The 14,297-nt window shown below is 49.7% G+C and carries 13 protein-coding genes and 6 pseudogenes; 10 read left to right on the forward strand and 9 right to left on the reverse strand.

From position 1 onward, the window contains the following. Position 1: 1 nt before the first annotated feature. The 4 genes and pseudogenes from MN084_RS14730 to MN084_RS14745 all read left to right on the forward strand — a co-directional run. Positions 2–738: pseudogene (locus MN084_RS14730) on the forward strand (IS256 family transposase); the annotation flags it as partial. A gap of 34 nt (positions 739–772) precedes the next feature. Beyond that, positions 773–1,078 carry a transposase gene (locus MN084_RS14735; protein WP_445083837.1) on the forward strand — a complete coding sequence of 102 codons (306 nt, stop codon included), beginning with the start codon at positions 773–775 and terminating at the stop codon, positions 1,076–1,078. A gap of 349 nt (positions 1,079–1,427) precedes the next feature. Continuing rightward, a complete protein-coding gene (locus tag MN084_RS14740) occupies positions 1,428–2,135 on the forward strand; it encodes an FKBP-type peptidyl-prolyl cis-trans isomerase (RefSeq protein ID WP_241085960.1) in 708 nt (235 codons plus the stop codon). A gap of 312 nt (positions 2,136–2,447) precedes the next feature. Next, positions 2,448–2,699: a transposase gene (locus tag MN084_RS14745; protein ID WP_277400174.1), complete on the forward strand. Its 252-nt coding sequence runs from the start codon at positions 2,448–2,450 to the stop codon at positions 2,697–2,699. Between the two features lie 512 nt (positions 2,700–3,211). On the opposite strand, the gene MN084_RS14750 is transcribed toward MN084_RS14745, so the two are convergent. Both MN084_RS14750 and MN084_RS14755 read right to left on the reverse strand, forming a co-directional pair. Continuing rightward, positions 3,212–3,553, reverse strand: a complete 342-nt coding sequence (locus tag MN084_RS14750; RefSeq protein WP_241085959.1) for an E3 ubiquitin ligase family protein — start codon at positions 3,551–3,553, stop codon at positions 3,212–3,214. A gap of 102 nt (positions 3,554–3,655) precedes the next feature. Then, positions 3,656–3,880 (reverse strand): annotated as a pseudogene (locus MN084_RS14755) (LemA family protein); the annotation flags it as partial. A 99-nt stretch (positions 3,881–3,979) separates the two neighbouring features. On the opposite strand from MN084_RS14755, the gene MN084_RS14760 reads away from it, so the two are divergent. Beyond that, positions 3,980–4,525 carry a gamma carbonic anhydrase family protein gene (locus MN084_RS14760; RefSeq protein WP_241085957.1) on the forward strand — a complete coding sequence of 182 codons (546 nt, stop codon included), beginning with the start codon at positions 3,980–3,982 and terminating at the stop codon, positions 4,523–4,525. Then, on the forward strand, positions 4,525–5,400 hold the full coding sequence (locus tag MN084_RS14765; RefSeq protein WP_241085956.1) for a YihY/virulence factor BrkB family protein: 876 nt from the start codon (positions 4,525–4,527) through the stop codon (positions 5,398–5,400). Before MN084_RS14760 ends, MN084_RS14765 begins: the two co-directional genes overlap by 1 nt. 256 nt (positions 5,401–5,656) lie before the next feature. Here the strand turns inward: MN084_RS14765 and MN084_RS14770 are convergent. Further along, a pseudogene (locus tag MN084_RS14770) lies at positions 5,657–5,921 on the reverse strand (IS1595 family transposase); the annotation flags it as partial. 269 nt (positions 5,922–6,190) lie between these two features. Here MN084_RS14770 and argA point away from each other — a divergent pair. The 4 genes and pseudogenes from argA to MN084_RS14790 all read left to right on the forward strand — a co-directional run. Further along, positions 6,191–7,528 carry an amino-acid N-acetyltransferase gene (gene argA, locus MN084_RS14775; RefSeq protein WP_330178138.1) on the forward strand — a complete coding sequence of 446 codons (1,338 nt, stop codon included), beginning with the start codon at positions 6,191–6,193 and terminating at the stop codon, positions 7,526–7,528. Positions 7,529–8,079: 551 nt separating this feature from the next. Continuing rightward, positions 8,080–8,193 carry a transposase gene (locus MN084_RS14780; RefSeq protein WP_445083838.1) on the forward strand — a complete coding sequence of 38 codons (114 nt, stop codon included), beginning with the start codon at positions 8,080–8,082 and terminating at the stop codon, positions 8,191–8,193. A 66-nt stretch (positions 8,194–8,259) separates the two neighbouring features. Continuing rightward, positions 8,260–9,347, forward strand: a protein-coding gene (locus MN084_RS14785; protein WP_241085954.1) for an IS3 family transposase whose coding sequence is annotated in 2 segments (ribosomal slippage) — positions 8,260–8,512 and positions 8,512–9,347 — 1,089 coding nt in all. Because the reading frame shifts where the segments join, the coding sequence is not laid out codon by codon here. Between the two features lie 40 nt (positions 9,348–9,387). Then, positions 9,388–10,109: pseudogene (locus MN084_RS14790) on the forward strand (IS256 family transposase); the annotation flags it as partial. A gap of 33 nt (positions 10,110–10,142) precedes the next feature. Here the strand turns inward: MN084_RS14790 and MN084_RS14795 are convergent. From MN084_RS14795 to MN084_RS19895, 6 genes and pseudogenes are all read right to left on the reverse strand, one after another. Beyond that, entirely contained in the window at positions 10,143–10,271 is a 129-nt protein-coding gene (locus MN084_RS14795) for a hypothetical protein (protein ID WP_277400066.1), read from the reverse strand. Between the two features lie 19 nt (positions 10,272–10,290). Next, a complete protein-coding gene (locus tag MN084_RS14800) occupies positions 10,291–11,100 on the reverse strand; it encodes an IS3 family transposase (RefSeq protein ID WP_330178139.1) in 810 nt (269 codons plus the stop codon). 20 nt (positions 11,101–11,120) lie between these two features. Next, positions 11,121–11,384, reverse strand: a complete 264-nt coding sequence (locus MN084_RS14805) for a transposase (protein WP_241084966.1) — start codon at positions 11,382–11,384, stop codon at positions 11,121–11,123. 143 nt (positions 11,385–11,527) lie between these two features. Beyond that, positions 11,528–12,751 (reverse strand): annotated as a pseudogene (locus tag MN084_RS14810) (IS256 family transposase). Between the two features lie 109 nt (positions 12,752–12,860). Beyond that, positions 12,861–13,846, reverse strand: a pseudogene (locus tag MN084_RS14815) (IS3 family transposase); the annotation flags it as partial. Next, complete coding sequence (locus MN084_RS19895; protein WP_445083975.1) at positions 13,791–14,237, reverse strand: IS30 family transposase; 447 nt, start codon at positions 14,235–14,237, stop codon at positions 13,791–13,793. The gene MN084_RS19895 and the pseudogene MN084_RS14815, both read right to left, overlap by 56 nt. Positions 14,238–14,297: the final 60 nt, after the last annotated feature.

The following is a 14,297-nucleotide window of genomic DNA, read 5'->3' on the forward strand; positions in this document are numbered from 1 at the left end:
GGTATACATCTGGGTAGACGGCATCTACAGTGGCCTGAGATCTGAACAGGTAAAACTCTGCGCATTGGTTATTATTGGTGTCAATGAACGGAGTGAGAAGCATTTTCCGGTGATAAAAGATGGTGACTGGGAGTCTGCGCAGAGCTGGCATGAAGTCCTGCTGAAGTTGAAATCACGTGGAATGAACATGGCTATCGGTGATGGTGCCATGGGCTTTTCGGGCCGCGCCTTGGAGGAGATCTACCCGGAAACCCGTCAGTAACGCTGCTGGATGCACAAAACGGGTCATGTGCTCAATACCTTGCCAAAGTCATTACAACCAAAAGCCAAGCAGGCGTTGCACGATATCTGGCAAGCGGATGCCCGGGATAATGCCGAGAAAGCCTTGGAGCTGTTTGTGAAGGCGTACGAGCCAAAATATCTGAAAGCCACACTCTGCCTGCAAAAAGATCGGGAAGAATTGTTGGCCTTCTATGATTTTCCTGCTCAGCACTGGCAAGGCCTCAGGACGACAATCCTATTGAATCGACGTTTGCCCACCACCCGTCACCGCACGAAGCGCTTCAAGGGCTGTTTATCCAGAGATGGTATGCTGCATATGCTCTGTTCAATCTCAGCCAATGTGCTGAGAAAAACTGGCGCAAACTGCGTGGTTTTAATTATTTCGCCAAGGTAGTAAAAGGGGTGCCATTTAAAGGTGGCGTCGAGATAGATAAATCAAACCGGATCGCCGCTTGAGAAATGACTGATACATCACTTTTGGCAATAACTCGTGCATCACGCCAAGGAGGTGGAGCGCTGGTTATCTAACCGGACCGTAAAACGCTATCTGGAAGTCTTTTTCTTGCCTGCCTATTCACCGGAACTGAACCCTGACGAGTATTTGAATTGCGATCTGAAAAGCATGCTTCATAGCGGAGAGGCGATTCGTTCCCTGAACGATCTAAAAAAGAGAGCACGATCCTGTATGCGAACCTTGCAAAAGAAGCCTGAACGAGTGAAAAGTTATTTCAATACGGCACACATTAAAGCGCGCTGCCTAGTAAGAGTATTTGGCCTTCTTAATATCAAGCAGTGAGTCCAGCATCTGATCGGCTGCTTTTAGGGCTTTAACCGATATGTTCACCTGCTGGATGTTTTGGTGCAGTTCCACCATGGCACGCACCAAGTCTTTAGTGGGGAACCTAGCAGGAGTGAGGGTGTTCGCACTGGTGATCTCCGCTGATGCCCTTGAGGACTATGCTGTTGATAGAGTTGATTGCCATGGCCACTGTACGTTTATTTCTACACTTGGTAATGAGCATATGCATTATTTATGCATAACGCCAAGGTCGAGGTGTCAAAAATGCCATATTCGGCAACTTTTTGATATTATGTTGTTTTACCCACGTGAATATTACTTTTTCTCATAATCATAAGGAAGATAGATGTCGTTTTCTACAAATGTGTTTGGCGTTGCGGTGCTTATGAGTGTTGTTTTTCATGCTCATTCTGCGGAGTTCTCAACGGTAGATCAACGTTTCAGCTATGCGCTAGGATTTCAGTTTGCGCAGCAGCTGAGGTCCCAAGGGATCAAGGTTGAGGGTGCCAGCTTTGCGGCAGCTCTTGACGATGTGTTGCAGGGGAATGAACTCCAGTTGACCATTGATGAGATGCGGGAAGCGGTAAAAGCGGGTCAAGGGATACTGATCAAGGCAAAAAAGGAGCAGGCACAGCGCGCCTTGGAAATGGGAGAAGAATTCCTTGCTGAGAACAAAGCCCGGGAAGGCGTGGTGACTCTCCCAAGCGGACTTCAGTATCTGGTTTTGAAAGAGGGTACGGGCGAAACACCTGCTGAGGATGCCTCAGTGACCGTGCATTACAGAGGAACTCTGATTAATGGCAAAGAGTTCGACAGCTCCTACGGCCGTGGTGAACCTTCCACTTTCTCTCTTGGCGGTGTGATTCCTGGATTCAAAGCGGCGATCAGCCAGATGAAGAGTGGCGCTAGGTGGCAGGTCTTCATTCCTTCTAAAATGGCTTATGGTGAAATTGGTGCACCGGGATCAATCGGCCCCAATGAGACGCTGATATTTGAAATCGAGCTGGTCTCTTTTGAGGCAAAGAAAGTGAGTAATACTGAGAAGGCAGAGTAATTTTCTGCTTCGAAGTTGATGAAAGCACCACCCTTTTTGGAAGAGGATGGTGTTTTATAGCCCTCGCAGGTAGTCCGGGCGTATGCCCACATATGGCTGTCCAAGGCGCCAAGCGGATTGTTGCCAGCAATTGCTCCCGGTCTTGAGGCAGATTGCCTGCCGGTACCAGAGCGTTGGATGCGTGGTTTGAACGGAAAATCACCGGGTGTGGCGGTTTCGATACCTGATATCAACCGTTCTTGCATCCAAAGGATAGCTAATCGTCCCTGAATTTATTTATAATAATTATGGTAAATATGAATTAATAAGCTATTGAAGCGCTGGTTATCTAACCGGATCGTAAGGCGCTATCTGGAAGTCTTTTTCTTGCCTGCCTATTCACCGGAACTGAATCCTGACGAGTATCTGAATTGTGATCTGAAAAGCATGCTTCATGGCGGAGAGGCGATTCGTTCTGTGAACGATCTGAAAAAGAGAACACGATCCTGTGCACGAACCTTGCAAAAAGAGCCTGGACAAGTGAAAAGTTACTTCAATGCGATACACATAAAGTACGCAGCCTAGTAAGTGTATTTACCCGCCGGGTTAATATCGTTTTTTTCTTCGCAGGTACCCACCTGTTCATCATGGTAGAATCAGCAAGATCAAATTGAGGAGCCTCTGATCAATTCATGAATAGGTGTCTGATGGCTGAAATCTCCCGGCTCTGTGCTGAAAATATTGGCAATAGCCCGCTATTACCGGCAATTCTCGCTTTGATCAAGAAGATTTCAACTCGTCACCCATCCGATCCAGAATTAACCAGAGGCTCCTTTAAGATAATTAGTGCGCTTGTGTTAAAAACATCCAGACTGCACCCGTACCACCGATAAAGAAGAGAAGGAGGGCGCCGGGCCTTAGGTTTATATTGTCTTGCCAGTTTGAATTGCGGCAGGGTGGAGAGGAGATAGGGGTGGTGTCGTGAATTACCCTGTCCCACTCTGTAATGTCTATCTGGCCGTTTCCGCTGAGATCGAAGCATGCCAGAAGCGGGGCTTTTATCCTGTTTCCATTCTCTCAGCAGCCCTCTGGTTAACTCATTGGCTAAGTGTGTGACCCATCTCATCCAGGCTTTTGAAGTGGCCTATGGCGTAGAGTGTATCGCTGGTGTAGATACGCTCTTCGGTATAGCGGTGGCGGCCAGTTAGGCCAATGGGTGTATTGAGCAGCTTGGCCAGCCTGAAAAGCGGTCGCAGCTGGGGTATCGATCTCATGGGCTTTTTATTTGATGGGTATCGGGCGTGGCCATACCCGATGCTTCGGTCGTTAGGTGTGACTTCAGCGCCTTCCGGATTGATGATGCAGTCGCCGGTCTTGTCACGCAGCAGGAAAAGTTGATCGCTGGTATTGCTCTCTAATGGTATGCCAGTTTTTATCACCCGTCTTTCGATTTTGTAGTGGAACTAGCTGCAGTTGGCCTTCAGCTATGCACCCAAGGCGCCAATGTTACCCTGCTCCCGGGCGCTGGAGATAGCGGCTCAGGCCCGCATTACCTGCTCCAGGGTCTCCTGCTCATACTGCATAGTACGTTTGCAGGTCTCTACCAGTTTCGGCAGCTCGTCGTGGCGCTGTTTAAGCAGAACGTCGATATTGGCCCAGGCTTTGGAGATGCCGTGTTTCAGGCTTACTAGTCCATTGCAGATCACCACAGCATAAACCAGATTAGCGATGATGATGCCAAGAATGATGAAGCTGCTGATTTCCATGTCCTTTATCCGTTAGACTCTAGTATCTATGCTGACCAATTATCATTAGGTGAGCATTAGTATATCATTCTGGTTCCCATAAGCAGGAAGGAGCTCTCAATGTCTGACATTCGTCCTTTTGTCGGTAAATCGCCAATTATCGCCCGGGATGCCTGGATCGATCCAAGCGCGGTGATTATCGGTGACGTGGAGGTCGGTATGCAATCTTCTGTCTGGCCTCTGTGCGTGGTGCGTGGTGATATTCAGTCCATCCAGATTGGCGAACGGAGCAATATACAGGATGGCAGTGTGCTTCATGTAACCCATGACAGCAGTTTCAATCCTGATGGTTTTCCTTTGATCATCGGTGATGATGTTACTGTCGGGCACAAGGTGATGCTCCATGGTTGTGAGATTGGACACCACTGCCTGATTGGCATGGGGTCCGTGGTGATGGATGGTGCCGTGCTTGAGCCTTATCTTATTCTGGCTGCCGGGAGCTTGGTACCGGGAGGTAAGGTACTGGAGGAGAGGCATCTCTGGCGAGGCTCTCCTGCGCGGAAGGTTCGGGCGTTGACAGAGGAGGAGCTGGCGTATCTGGATTATGTGGCCGGCAACTATGTGCAACTGGCTGAGCAGTACTCTAAAGGAAAGCAAGAGAAATAATGAAGAGCGCCGGAACTAACTACAAGCGGGTTATCCGCCACCCTTTTCTCTTTTTATGGCAGGTGATAAGCCGCTTCAGGGAAAATCAGGGATTGCTGCTATCAGGGGCCATCGCCTACTATACCCTGCTTTCGATAATTCCTCTCATCACCCTTATTTTGCTGGTTCTTTCTCAGTTTGTGGACCAGGCGGTATTGCTCGAAACCCTGAGGCAGCAGGTCGAATTATTGATTCCTGCCCAATCTCAGGTACTGGTGGAACAGATAGACTTGCTGCTCTCTCAGAGAGATCTGGTGGGTTGGCTGATGGTGGGGGTTTTGCTCTTTTTTAGCTCCATGGCGTTCACGGTACTGGAAAATGCCATGTCATTGATCTTTTTTCACCGTGTTGCTGTTCGGTGCCGACATTTTCTTATTTCTGCCATTCTTCCCTATCTCTATATTCTTGCACTGGGCATAGGTTTTTTGATCATGACATTGATCTCCGGTATGTTTGCGGCGGTTGAGGAGAGGGAGGTGTTGCTGTTTGGGGTGAGTTGGTCTTTTGGCGGCGCCTCTGGAAGCCTGCTCTATCTTCTCGGGTTTGTTGGCCAGATTCTGATGCTGACGTCATTCTACTTTGTTATGCCGGTGGGCAAGCTCTCTCTACGGCACGCTCTGGTTGGTGGGGTGACGGCGGCTGTACTTTGGGAGATTATGCGGCACTTTCTGGTCTGGTACTTCTCCACGCTCTCTTTTGTCGGCGTGGTCTATGGTTCGCTGGCCACTGCTATTATTGTGCTTATCAGTCTGGAAGTGGCTGGGATGATTCTGCTGTTTGGCGCCCAGGTGATTGCCGAGTATGAGCGGTTTGGCGATCTTGACCGGGATGGCTAATTAGTCGTCCCTGAAGTGTCAGGCTGAGGATCTAGTTCTCCGCTTATTTTTGGAATAATCATTCGATTTCCCTTTAACCTTATCCAAGCACAATAAAACCAAGCCAACAACCTGGCTAAATTGCATCCTGCTGCTGCCAAAACCACATTAGCTTCATTACCATAATCAGCTTTAAGGTAGTTTCGACTTAGCCTATTGTCTGATTTTAAGGTGCATAATAACCGGCTCGGCGCTTCATCCATTTTTGGGTTGACCGAGTCGCCATAAATACCTTACCGTTGCGCTTTAGCAAGCCAAATACAGGAACTTTACCGACCGCACCTCGACCTCCTTTTCCTTTGCGCCTACCACCAAAGTAACTTTCGTCTGCTTCTATTTCTTTGTCCAGCAATTCCAAATGCTCACTGTAGTCATAGATAACCTGTCTAAGTCGATGAAAGTAATATCCCGCCGTTATTTTATTGACGCCAACTAAAGAGGCATCTGTTCGTGCTGTTGTACCCGCTACAAATAATCTCGATTAATCGACTTTATTTGTACCTACTTAATCTGCTTTTTCTCACTTTGTCATCCTAAAATAATTTATCTAGGACAGCCTCTTTTTCATTAATACCGTGCAGATGATGACGATATGGCATCTTCATACTCGCTACTACATCCACTTATTAAGAACTGACTCACGATTCTAGCACCTTGGCGAGAATTTTCGTTTCTGGACGGAGACTAAATTTTGGGAAATCCTCGAAATTTTCTTCAATGGGCGTTAAATTAGACAGCAGACTAAACAGGAATGAGTCAAGTGGCAAAAACAGTTAATAAAAAACCGGACCCTTTCGTCAACTGGTTCCGCAGTTCATCGCCCTACATCCATGCTCACCGAGGGAAGACCATGGTGATCGGGTTTGGAGGGGAGGCTGTTGCGGATAGCCATTTCCCTAACCTGATTCACGACATTGCTTTGCTCCATGGCCTGGGTATCAAACTGATACTGGTGCATGGGGCACGGCCCCAGATCGAAGAGCAGCTAGGGCTGTGCAATGCTGAAATGCAATATATCAACGGCCTGCGTGTCACTGATGATACTGCCTTGCAGTGTGTCAAAGAGGCAGCCGGGACGGTCCGGGTGGAGATTGAAGCACTGCTCTCCATGGGTCTGGCAAATTCCCCTATGGCAGGTGCCAAGATTCGTGTCGCATCGGGTAACTTTGTTACCGCAAGGCCGATCGGCGTGATGGATGGCGCCGACTATGGCCACACCGGTCAGGTGCGGCGGATTGATACTGCGGCCATTCGGAATGTGCTGGAGGCCGGCTCCATCGCGCTTATTCCACCCCTGGGTTACTCGCCCACGGGAGAAGTCTTTAATTTGAGTGCCGCCGATGTCGCCAGCTCGATTGCTATCAGCCTGGGCGCTGACAAACTGATTACCCTGGTAGAGGGGAAAGGGCTCGCCAACGCAAAAGGACAACTCCTGACCAATGTGATACCGAAGCAGGTGGATGCCATCCTGAAGCGGAGAAAGCGTTTGCCGGAGGAACTGACGCAACAACTGCGCAGCGCAGTCAAAGCTTGCCGTAGCGGTGTCGACCGGATTCATCTGCTGGGACGACAGGTCGACGGCGTGTTGCTGAAAGAGCTGTTCATGCGTGATGGCGTCGGCACCATGCTTACGGCCGAGCCTTATGAAGAGATCCGCACCGCCCGCACAGAAGATCTCGGGGGACTGCTTGAACTGCTCGCCCCGATGGAAGAGAGCGGCATATTGGTGCGTCGCTCCAGAGAACGTCTGGAGACCGAGATCGACCAGTACACTGTGGTTGAACTGGATGGCATGATCATCGGTTGTGCCGCGCTCCTCTGTTATCCGAATGAGAAAATGGCTGAGCTAGCCTGTGTGGCCGTACACCCTGACTACCGTAATGGAGGTAGAGGTGACTTGCTGCTGTCTCACATGGAACAGAGGGCAAGAAAAGAGGCAATGGAAAAGATGTTTGTGCTGACCACCCAGACTGCGCATTGGTTCAGAGAACGGGGATTTACGCCATTGCTAGCCAAAGCCTTGCCGATAAAACGCCAGGAACTTTACAACTTTCAGCGCAACTCAAAGGTTTTTGTGAAGACGCTGTAAACGAATTATCTCTCTATGTTGCGCTTCCAGGTAAACTCACATCCTAGAATTATTTGGAGGTAGCCGACATCCAACAATAAAAAATCAAACGATACCCAGGATATTATACGGTGGACGCACGATCAGAAGATTGCTCAGCATTGCCATTGAGGTAGACAGGCGATATCTCCTCTGGTTCATCAACCGAAGCTTTAGCCGGACGCTGTAAGTCACTCTAGAAAAATTTGATCAACGGGTTGTCAGACCAGTGAACCAGATTCAGAAAACCCTCATAATCTTCCACTAAGTTACTTGTATTACAGTATAGAGAACCTCTGAAAACCTTCCAAAATCAGCGATAATAGTAACCAATTCAACCAACCATTGATAAAAACCATGCAACCGAGTTTTTTGATCATCAAGACTGACTTGAACTCCTTGAGCAACTGGGAGACCCGCTGCCAAAGTTGGAAAGGATCGTAGACTGGGGGGCTTTTCGGGTATTGTTGGGCTCAGTTTATAAAAATAGTGATCCCTGTAAAGGTGGGTGTCCACCTTGCGATGCGGTACTGATGTTCAAGGTGTTGGTCCTACCCCATTTGTACAATCTGTCTGATGCTAAAACACAGTTCCAAATGCAGGATAGCTATAGTTTTTGTCATTTTCTTGGGCTGAACCCGTGGTAATCCTCCCGGGAAGTAGCTGACGCCAAAAGTAGAATTTTCTCGTAATATGAACGCAGGAGATTCTGCATGAAGACATCAAGATTCAAGGACAGCCAGATCATTGCTATTCTCAAGCAGGCTGAGACTGTCACACCAGTTTCCGATCTGTGCCGGGAGCATGGCATGAGCAGTGCCACCTTCTACAAGTGGCGCGCCAAATACGGCGGCATGGACGCCTCTCTCATGAAGCGTATGAAGGAACTCGAGGATGAGAACCGGCGACTCAAGAAGATGTACGCCGAGACCAAATTAGAGGCGGAGATCGTCAAGGAGGCCCTGGCAAAAAAGTGGTAAGGCCATCTCGTCGCAAGGAGATGGCCAAGATCGGAGCTACGCAGGATGGCGTGTCGGTACGCCTAGCTTGTCGTGCATTCTGTATCAGCGAGACCTGCTATCGCTATCAGGCCAAGCATTCGAGCGACAACGCACTGATTGCAGATTGGTTACTCCGATTGACGATGACCAATCGAACCTGGGGTTTCGAGTTATGCTATTTGTACCTGCGCAATGTGAAGGGTTACCCCTACAATCATAAACGTGTATACCGCATATACAGGGAGTTTGAGCTGAACTTGCGGATCAAGCCCAAACGTCGATTGAAGCGCGACGTGCCGGATGCGCTAGCTGTACCTCGTCAAATTAACATCATGTGGTCGATGGATTTTATGCATGACAGCCTAGCCGATGGCCGTAGCTTCAGGACGTTCAATGTCATCGACGACTACAATCGTGAGGGGCTGGGTATTGAGGTGGACTTCTCGTTACCGGCAGTTCGTGTCATTCGTGCACTGGAACAGATCATCGAGTGGCGAGGCAAGCCAAATTCCATTCGCTGCGACAATGGCCCCGAACTAATCAGTGGTCAACTGATGGAGTGGGCAGAGAAACAATGGATTAAGTTACACTATATCCAGCCCGGCAACCCGCAACAGAACGCGTACGTGGAGCTTTTTAACAGAACAGTTCGACATGAATGGCTGAACCAGCATCTCTTTGAGTCGATCGAGTATGCCCAGCACACCGCCACTCAATGGTTGTGGCGCTACAATACAGAGCGGCCAAACATGGCCATTGGAGGAATAACACCGTATCAGAAGTTGGCGCAAGCCGCATAAGCTCTACTTTTGTGCGCAGCTAAAAATGGGGGGATTACCGGTGTATGTGTGGGCAGACGGTGTCTACAGCGGACAGAGAGCAGAGCAGACGAAGCTGTGTGCCCTGGTGGTGATCGGCGTGAATGAGCGTGGTGAGAAGCATTTTCTGGCAATTGAGGATGGTGTACGGGAGTCCACACAGAGCTGGCGGGAGGTGCTGTTAAAACTGAAGTCACGCGGACTAAACCCGCCAAAATTGGCAATCGGAGACGGTGCTATGGGCTTCTGGGCTGCACTGGAGGAAGTGTATCCAGGGACGCGCACAAAACCATGAACGTGCTGAACTGCCTGCCAAGGTCAGCTCAGCCGAAAGCGAAGCAGGCACTGCACAACATCTGGCAGTCGGAGACCCAGGCCGATGCGGAAAAGGCCTTTGATCTGTTTATCAAAACGTATGAGCCAAAGTATCCGAAGGCTGACATCTGTCTGCACAAAGACCGAGAGGAACTGATGGCTTTCTATCAATTTCCTGCGCAGCATTGGCAGAGTATTCGGACCAGCAATCCGATTGAATCCACCTTCGGGACAATCCGCCATCGAACCAAGCGTTCCAAGGGCTGCCTATCGCGTGACGGCATGCTACACATGATGTTCAAACTCGGCCGGTGTGCCGAGAAGAAGTGGAGACGATTACGGGGTTTCGATTATCTTGCGAAGGTGATAACCGGAATCAAATTTAAAGATGGTGTTGAGGTAGCAGGAGTCGATCAGGTCGCCGCTTGATTCAACTGGCTAAACACCAGATTTGACTATAACTCATTGTTGGCCGAGTGGGAGGCGTTCGCCAGCCTGCCGGACACCTGCATCGGCAGCACCCTGACACTCCAGGAGCGCCGGGGCGTGCTGGTGCAACATCTGACCGCCACGGGTGTGAAATGCCCCCATTCTATGGCCACTTGGCGTGTTAGGTTCTCCGCATTTCACGTAATCCAAAATACGCCATCTCTGGCGTGACGTAGTGTTGTGAACTGTGGGGTCGCCGCTCATTATATCGGCAACGCCACTGTTCAATAACAACTCTGGCTTCGGTCAGGCTACCAAATATCTCTGCATTTAAACACTCCTTGCGGAAAATGCCGTTGAAGCTTTCATTGCTGCCATTTTGCCAGGGTTTTCCCGGTTCAATATTGGCTAGCTTAATATCATCCTTTTCCAGTTCCTCGCGCAGTACGAAGGCCAACAGCTCAGCTCCGTTGTCGCTGCGAATGGCTCGGGGAATTCCGTAGCGAATGATTAATTCACGTAGCACCGCTTTCACGTGTTGACTCTGTAGGTATCGACCAGTTTTGATTGCCAGACAATAACCGGTTGCTTCGTCCTTGACCGTCAAGCACCGCAGAGGCTCTGCGTCATGATAGCGGTCATGTACGAAATCACATGCCCACACATCATTCCGTCGTAGCGCCAATCCCTCCAGTTTTACCCCAGTGCGAATCTTCCGTCGAGGGCGATAAGGCGGCAAACACAGGCCATTAAGCCGCCAGAGTCGATATACGCGTTTGTTGTTTACCTGCCAACCTCTGAGCCGCAGATAGGCGCCTGATAAACGATAGCCCCAACTGGGATCCTCCCGCACCACTACACGCAACGCGGCCGACAGATGCCGGTCACGACGTTCTCGTTTTGAACTATAATGAAGCCCCGATCGCGGTGTCGTACAAAGCCAGCTTGCTCGCCTTTGGCTAAGGCCCCGTTCAATAGCAAACAATGCCATGGCGCGCTTCGCGCGGGGGCTCACCACTTTTTTGCTTGTATCTCCTTCATGACCTCTACTTCCAGGTCACGTTCTGCTAGCAGCTTTTTGAGCCGCATGTTCTCATCCTTGACTCGCTTTAGCTCCCGCACATCTGAAACTTCCATCCCGGCATACTTGTTGCGCCAACGGTAGATCGACTGCTCCGATACGCCGTGTTTGCGTGCTGCCGCTACGGCCGTTGTTGCCTCTGCATCGCGCAGTACAGCCACGATCTGCTCATCTGAAAAATGTCCCTTCTTCATCCTGGTTCTCCTCAGGTAGAGGAAAACCTAACATACCACTGGTCTAGTGTTCGGGGGGCAATCCACCCTCGATTGTAGTGCTCTCGCCATTGATCAATTTCATGTCTAGAGTTATAGTCAAATCTGGTGTTTAGCCAGTTGAATCAAGCGGCGACCTGATCGACTCTTGCTACCTCAACACCCTCGTTAAATTTGATTCCGGTTATCACCTTCGCCAGATAATCGAAACCCCGTAATCGTCTCCACTTCTTCTCGGCACACCGGCCGAGTTTGAACATCATGTGTAGCATGCCGTCACGCGATAGGCAGCCCTTGGAACGCTTGGTTCGATGGCGGATTGTCCCGAAGGTGGATTCAATCGGATTGCTGGTCCGAATACTCTGCCAATGCTGCGCAGGAAATTGATAGAAAGCCATCAGTTCCTCTCGGTCTTTGTGCAGACAGATGTCAGCCTTCGGATACTTTGGCTCATACGTTTTGATAAACAGATCAAAGGCCTTTTCCGCATCGGCCTGGGTCTCCGACTGCCAGATGTTGTGCAGTGCCTGCTTCGCTTTCGGCTGAGCTGACCTTGGCAGGCAGTTCAGCACGTTCATGGTTTTGTGCATCCAGCAGCGCTGCTGACGCGTCTCTGGATACACTTCCTCCAGTGCAGCCCAGAAGCCCATAGCACCGTCTCCGATTGCCAATTTTGGCGGGTTTAGTCCGCGTCACTTCAGTTTTAACAGCACCTCCCGCCAGCTCTGTGTGGACTCCCGTACACCATCCTCAATTGCCAGAAAATGCTTCTCACCACGCTCATTCACGCCGATCACCACCAGGGCACACAGCTTCGTCTGCTCTGCTCTCAATCCGCTATAGACACCGTCTGCCCACACATACACCCAATGGCGCTTATCCAGACGCTCTTCGCACCAGCCCCGATATTCTTCTGCCCAGACCTGCTTCAGACGCGACACCGTGCCGGCCGACAAGCCTGTTGCATCTGGAACCACCAGCACTTTCAAGGCTTCACCCATCTCTCCACTGGAAATCCCCTTCAGGTAGAGCCACGCCAGCGCCGTTTCCAGTGACTTCGTCTTGCGTACATACGGCGGCACCAGAGCTGATCGGAACGTCACCGGCTCGCCGGTCTTCGCTCGTACTTTGGGGATCTTGACCGTGACCGGCCCCAATCCTGTCTGCAGTTTACGAGCTGGCAGGTGACCATTACGCACCACACCCGTCTTGCCATCCTCTGTCCGTCGCTCGACGTGCTCCGCCAACAGCTCCAGCAGCTCGGCCTCCACCGCCTGGTAGATCAACTGCTCTGCACCGCTTCTCAGCAACTCTGTCAGCGGATCGATAATCGTACCGCGACCTGCCAGCTTAACAACGTTATTCTTACTCGTGGTGGCGTATCTCCAATGGTTGTTTTGATGTCTCGCAACAACAAATCAACCAGATACCCCGCTCTTTTTCAATTCCTTTATAACTCTCATGTCTAGCGTCATCAATGGACCTGAACCAATGCTGATTTAAGCATTCATTTCTGAATTTACCGTTTAAGCTTTCTACAAACGCATTCTGAGTAGGCTTACCTGGCTGAATAAAACCTAGCTTAACGCCACTTTCTTTTTGCCAGTAGAACATCGCCTTGCTAGTAAACTCAGTACCGTTGTCGCAGATTATTTGATCCGGAGCGCTCCTTAGCTCAATCACCTGAGTTAAAAAACGAGCGACCTGGTGACCATTGATCGAGAAGTCAGAGAGCTGGCCAATAACTTCTCTTGAGTAATCATCAATCACATTAAATACTCGAAAGCGGCGACCATTAGCCAACTGATCACTGACAAAATCCATTGACCAGCGTATGTTTTTACCAATGGGCATAATCATTGGCATTCTTGGTCGTATTATCTTCTTGCGTTTTTTAGTCCTCACTTGAAGACCTTCTTCGTTATAGACTCGGGAGGTCCGCTTCTTGTTTTTCACAAGCCTCTCACCTCTCAGGAGGCCATGTAAAAACAAATAACCATAACTCGGATGCTTCTTTGCTAACTCAAGTAACCGTTTGCGTAGAGGCTCATCTTTTCCCCATTGAGTAACGTACCGAAAAGCGGTTCTACTTAAGCCTACTAATTGGCAAGTTCTACGCTCACTTAATTTGAATCGTGACTTAAGGTAGATCACGATTTGTTTTCTATCAGCAGGCTTTACCACTTTTTTGAGAGCACATCCTTCATCGCCTCAGCTTCAAGCATTTTCTCGGTAAGTAACTTCTTAAGCTTGTTGTTTTCGCTTTCAAGCTCTTTGAGCCGTTTGGCTTCTGAGATATCCATGCCGGCGTACTTGCTTCGCCAGTTATAAAAGCACCCGGTTGAAATGCCGAACTGACGACAAATGTCATCAACTTTTACTCCTAACTCATGCTGCTTGATGGCACCAATAATTTGCTCTTCTCTGTAACGCTTCTTCTTCATGTTGAGATCTCCTAACATACAGACTAATTGGAAATCTCATCCTTGTCATGGCTCTATTTTTGGGGGAAAGGCCAGCTCTCTCAACGCTATCACCTTCCCAGTGGCCAAGGCGACGATGGTTGCCAATACTCAAAGGACGATCATGGATGCTGACACGATTGGGTATCAAACCACGCCCAGTCCCGTATTGCTGCTGTCTTAGACGCTTTTTGTGCCGCCTCAGTAGATGTTGGTACAAAAAACCGTCTTGTGCAGCATCCTCGTATATCCATCGATAGATACCTTCCGGGCTAATCCGCAGACATGCACTTCTAGGGTGATCTAGCTTGAGGCGTCCAGCCATTGTTTCCGGTGACCAATCCTCCCGTAACCTCTCGGTGACATAATGCAGGCGTTTTTTATGTGATGGCGTTCTTTTGCACTAAAATGACCATAAGACATGATTTGTGGT

The sequence above is a fragment of the Candidatus Vondammii sp. HM_W22 genome (assembly GCF_022530855.2).
Lineage (GTDB): Bacteria > Pseudomonadota > Gammaproteobacteria > Chromatiales > Chromatiaceae > Vondammii.

Excerpts from the sequence above, each read along its gene's own strand:
- MN084_RS14740 (WP_241085960.1), top strand. The coding sequence starts at position 1,428 with ATGTCGTTTTCTACAAATGTGTTTGGCGTTGCGGTGCTTATGAGTGTT.
- MN084_RS14760 (WP_241085957.1), top strand. The coding sequence starts at position 3,980 with ATGTCTGACATTCGTCCTTTTGTCGGTAAATCGCCAATTATCGCCCGG.
- MN084_RS14765 (WP_241085956.1), top strand. The coding sequence starts at position 4,525 with ATGAAGAGCGCCGGAACTAACTACAAGCGGGTTATCCGCCACCCTTTT.
- argA (WP_330178138.1), top strand. The coding sequence starts at position 6,191 with ATGAGTCAAGTGGCAAAAACAGTTAATAAAAAACCGGACCCTTTCGTC.
- MN084_RS14780 (WP_445083838.1), top strand. The coding sequence starts at position 8,080 with ATGTTCAAGGTGTTGGTCCTACCCCATTTGTACAATCTGTCTGATGCT.
- MN084_RS14795 (WP_277400066.1), bottom strand. The coding sequence starts at position 10,271 with ATGGGGGCATTTCACACCCGTGGCGGTCAGATGTTGCACCAGCACGCC.
- MN084_RS14800 (WP_330178139.1), bottom strand. The coding sequence starts at position 11,100 with ATGGCATTGTTTGCTATTGAACGGGGCCTTAGCCAAAGGCGAGCAAGC.
- MN084_RS14805 (WP_241084966.1), bottom strand. The coding sequence starts at position 11,384 with ATGAAGAAGGGACATTTTTCAGATGAGCAGATCGTGGCTGTACTGCGC.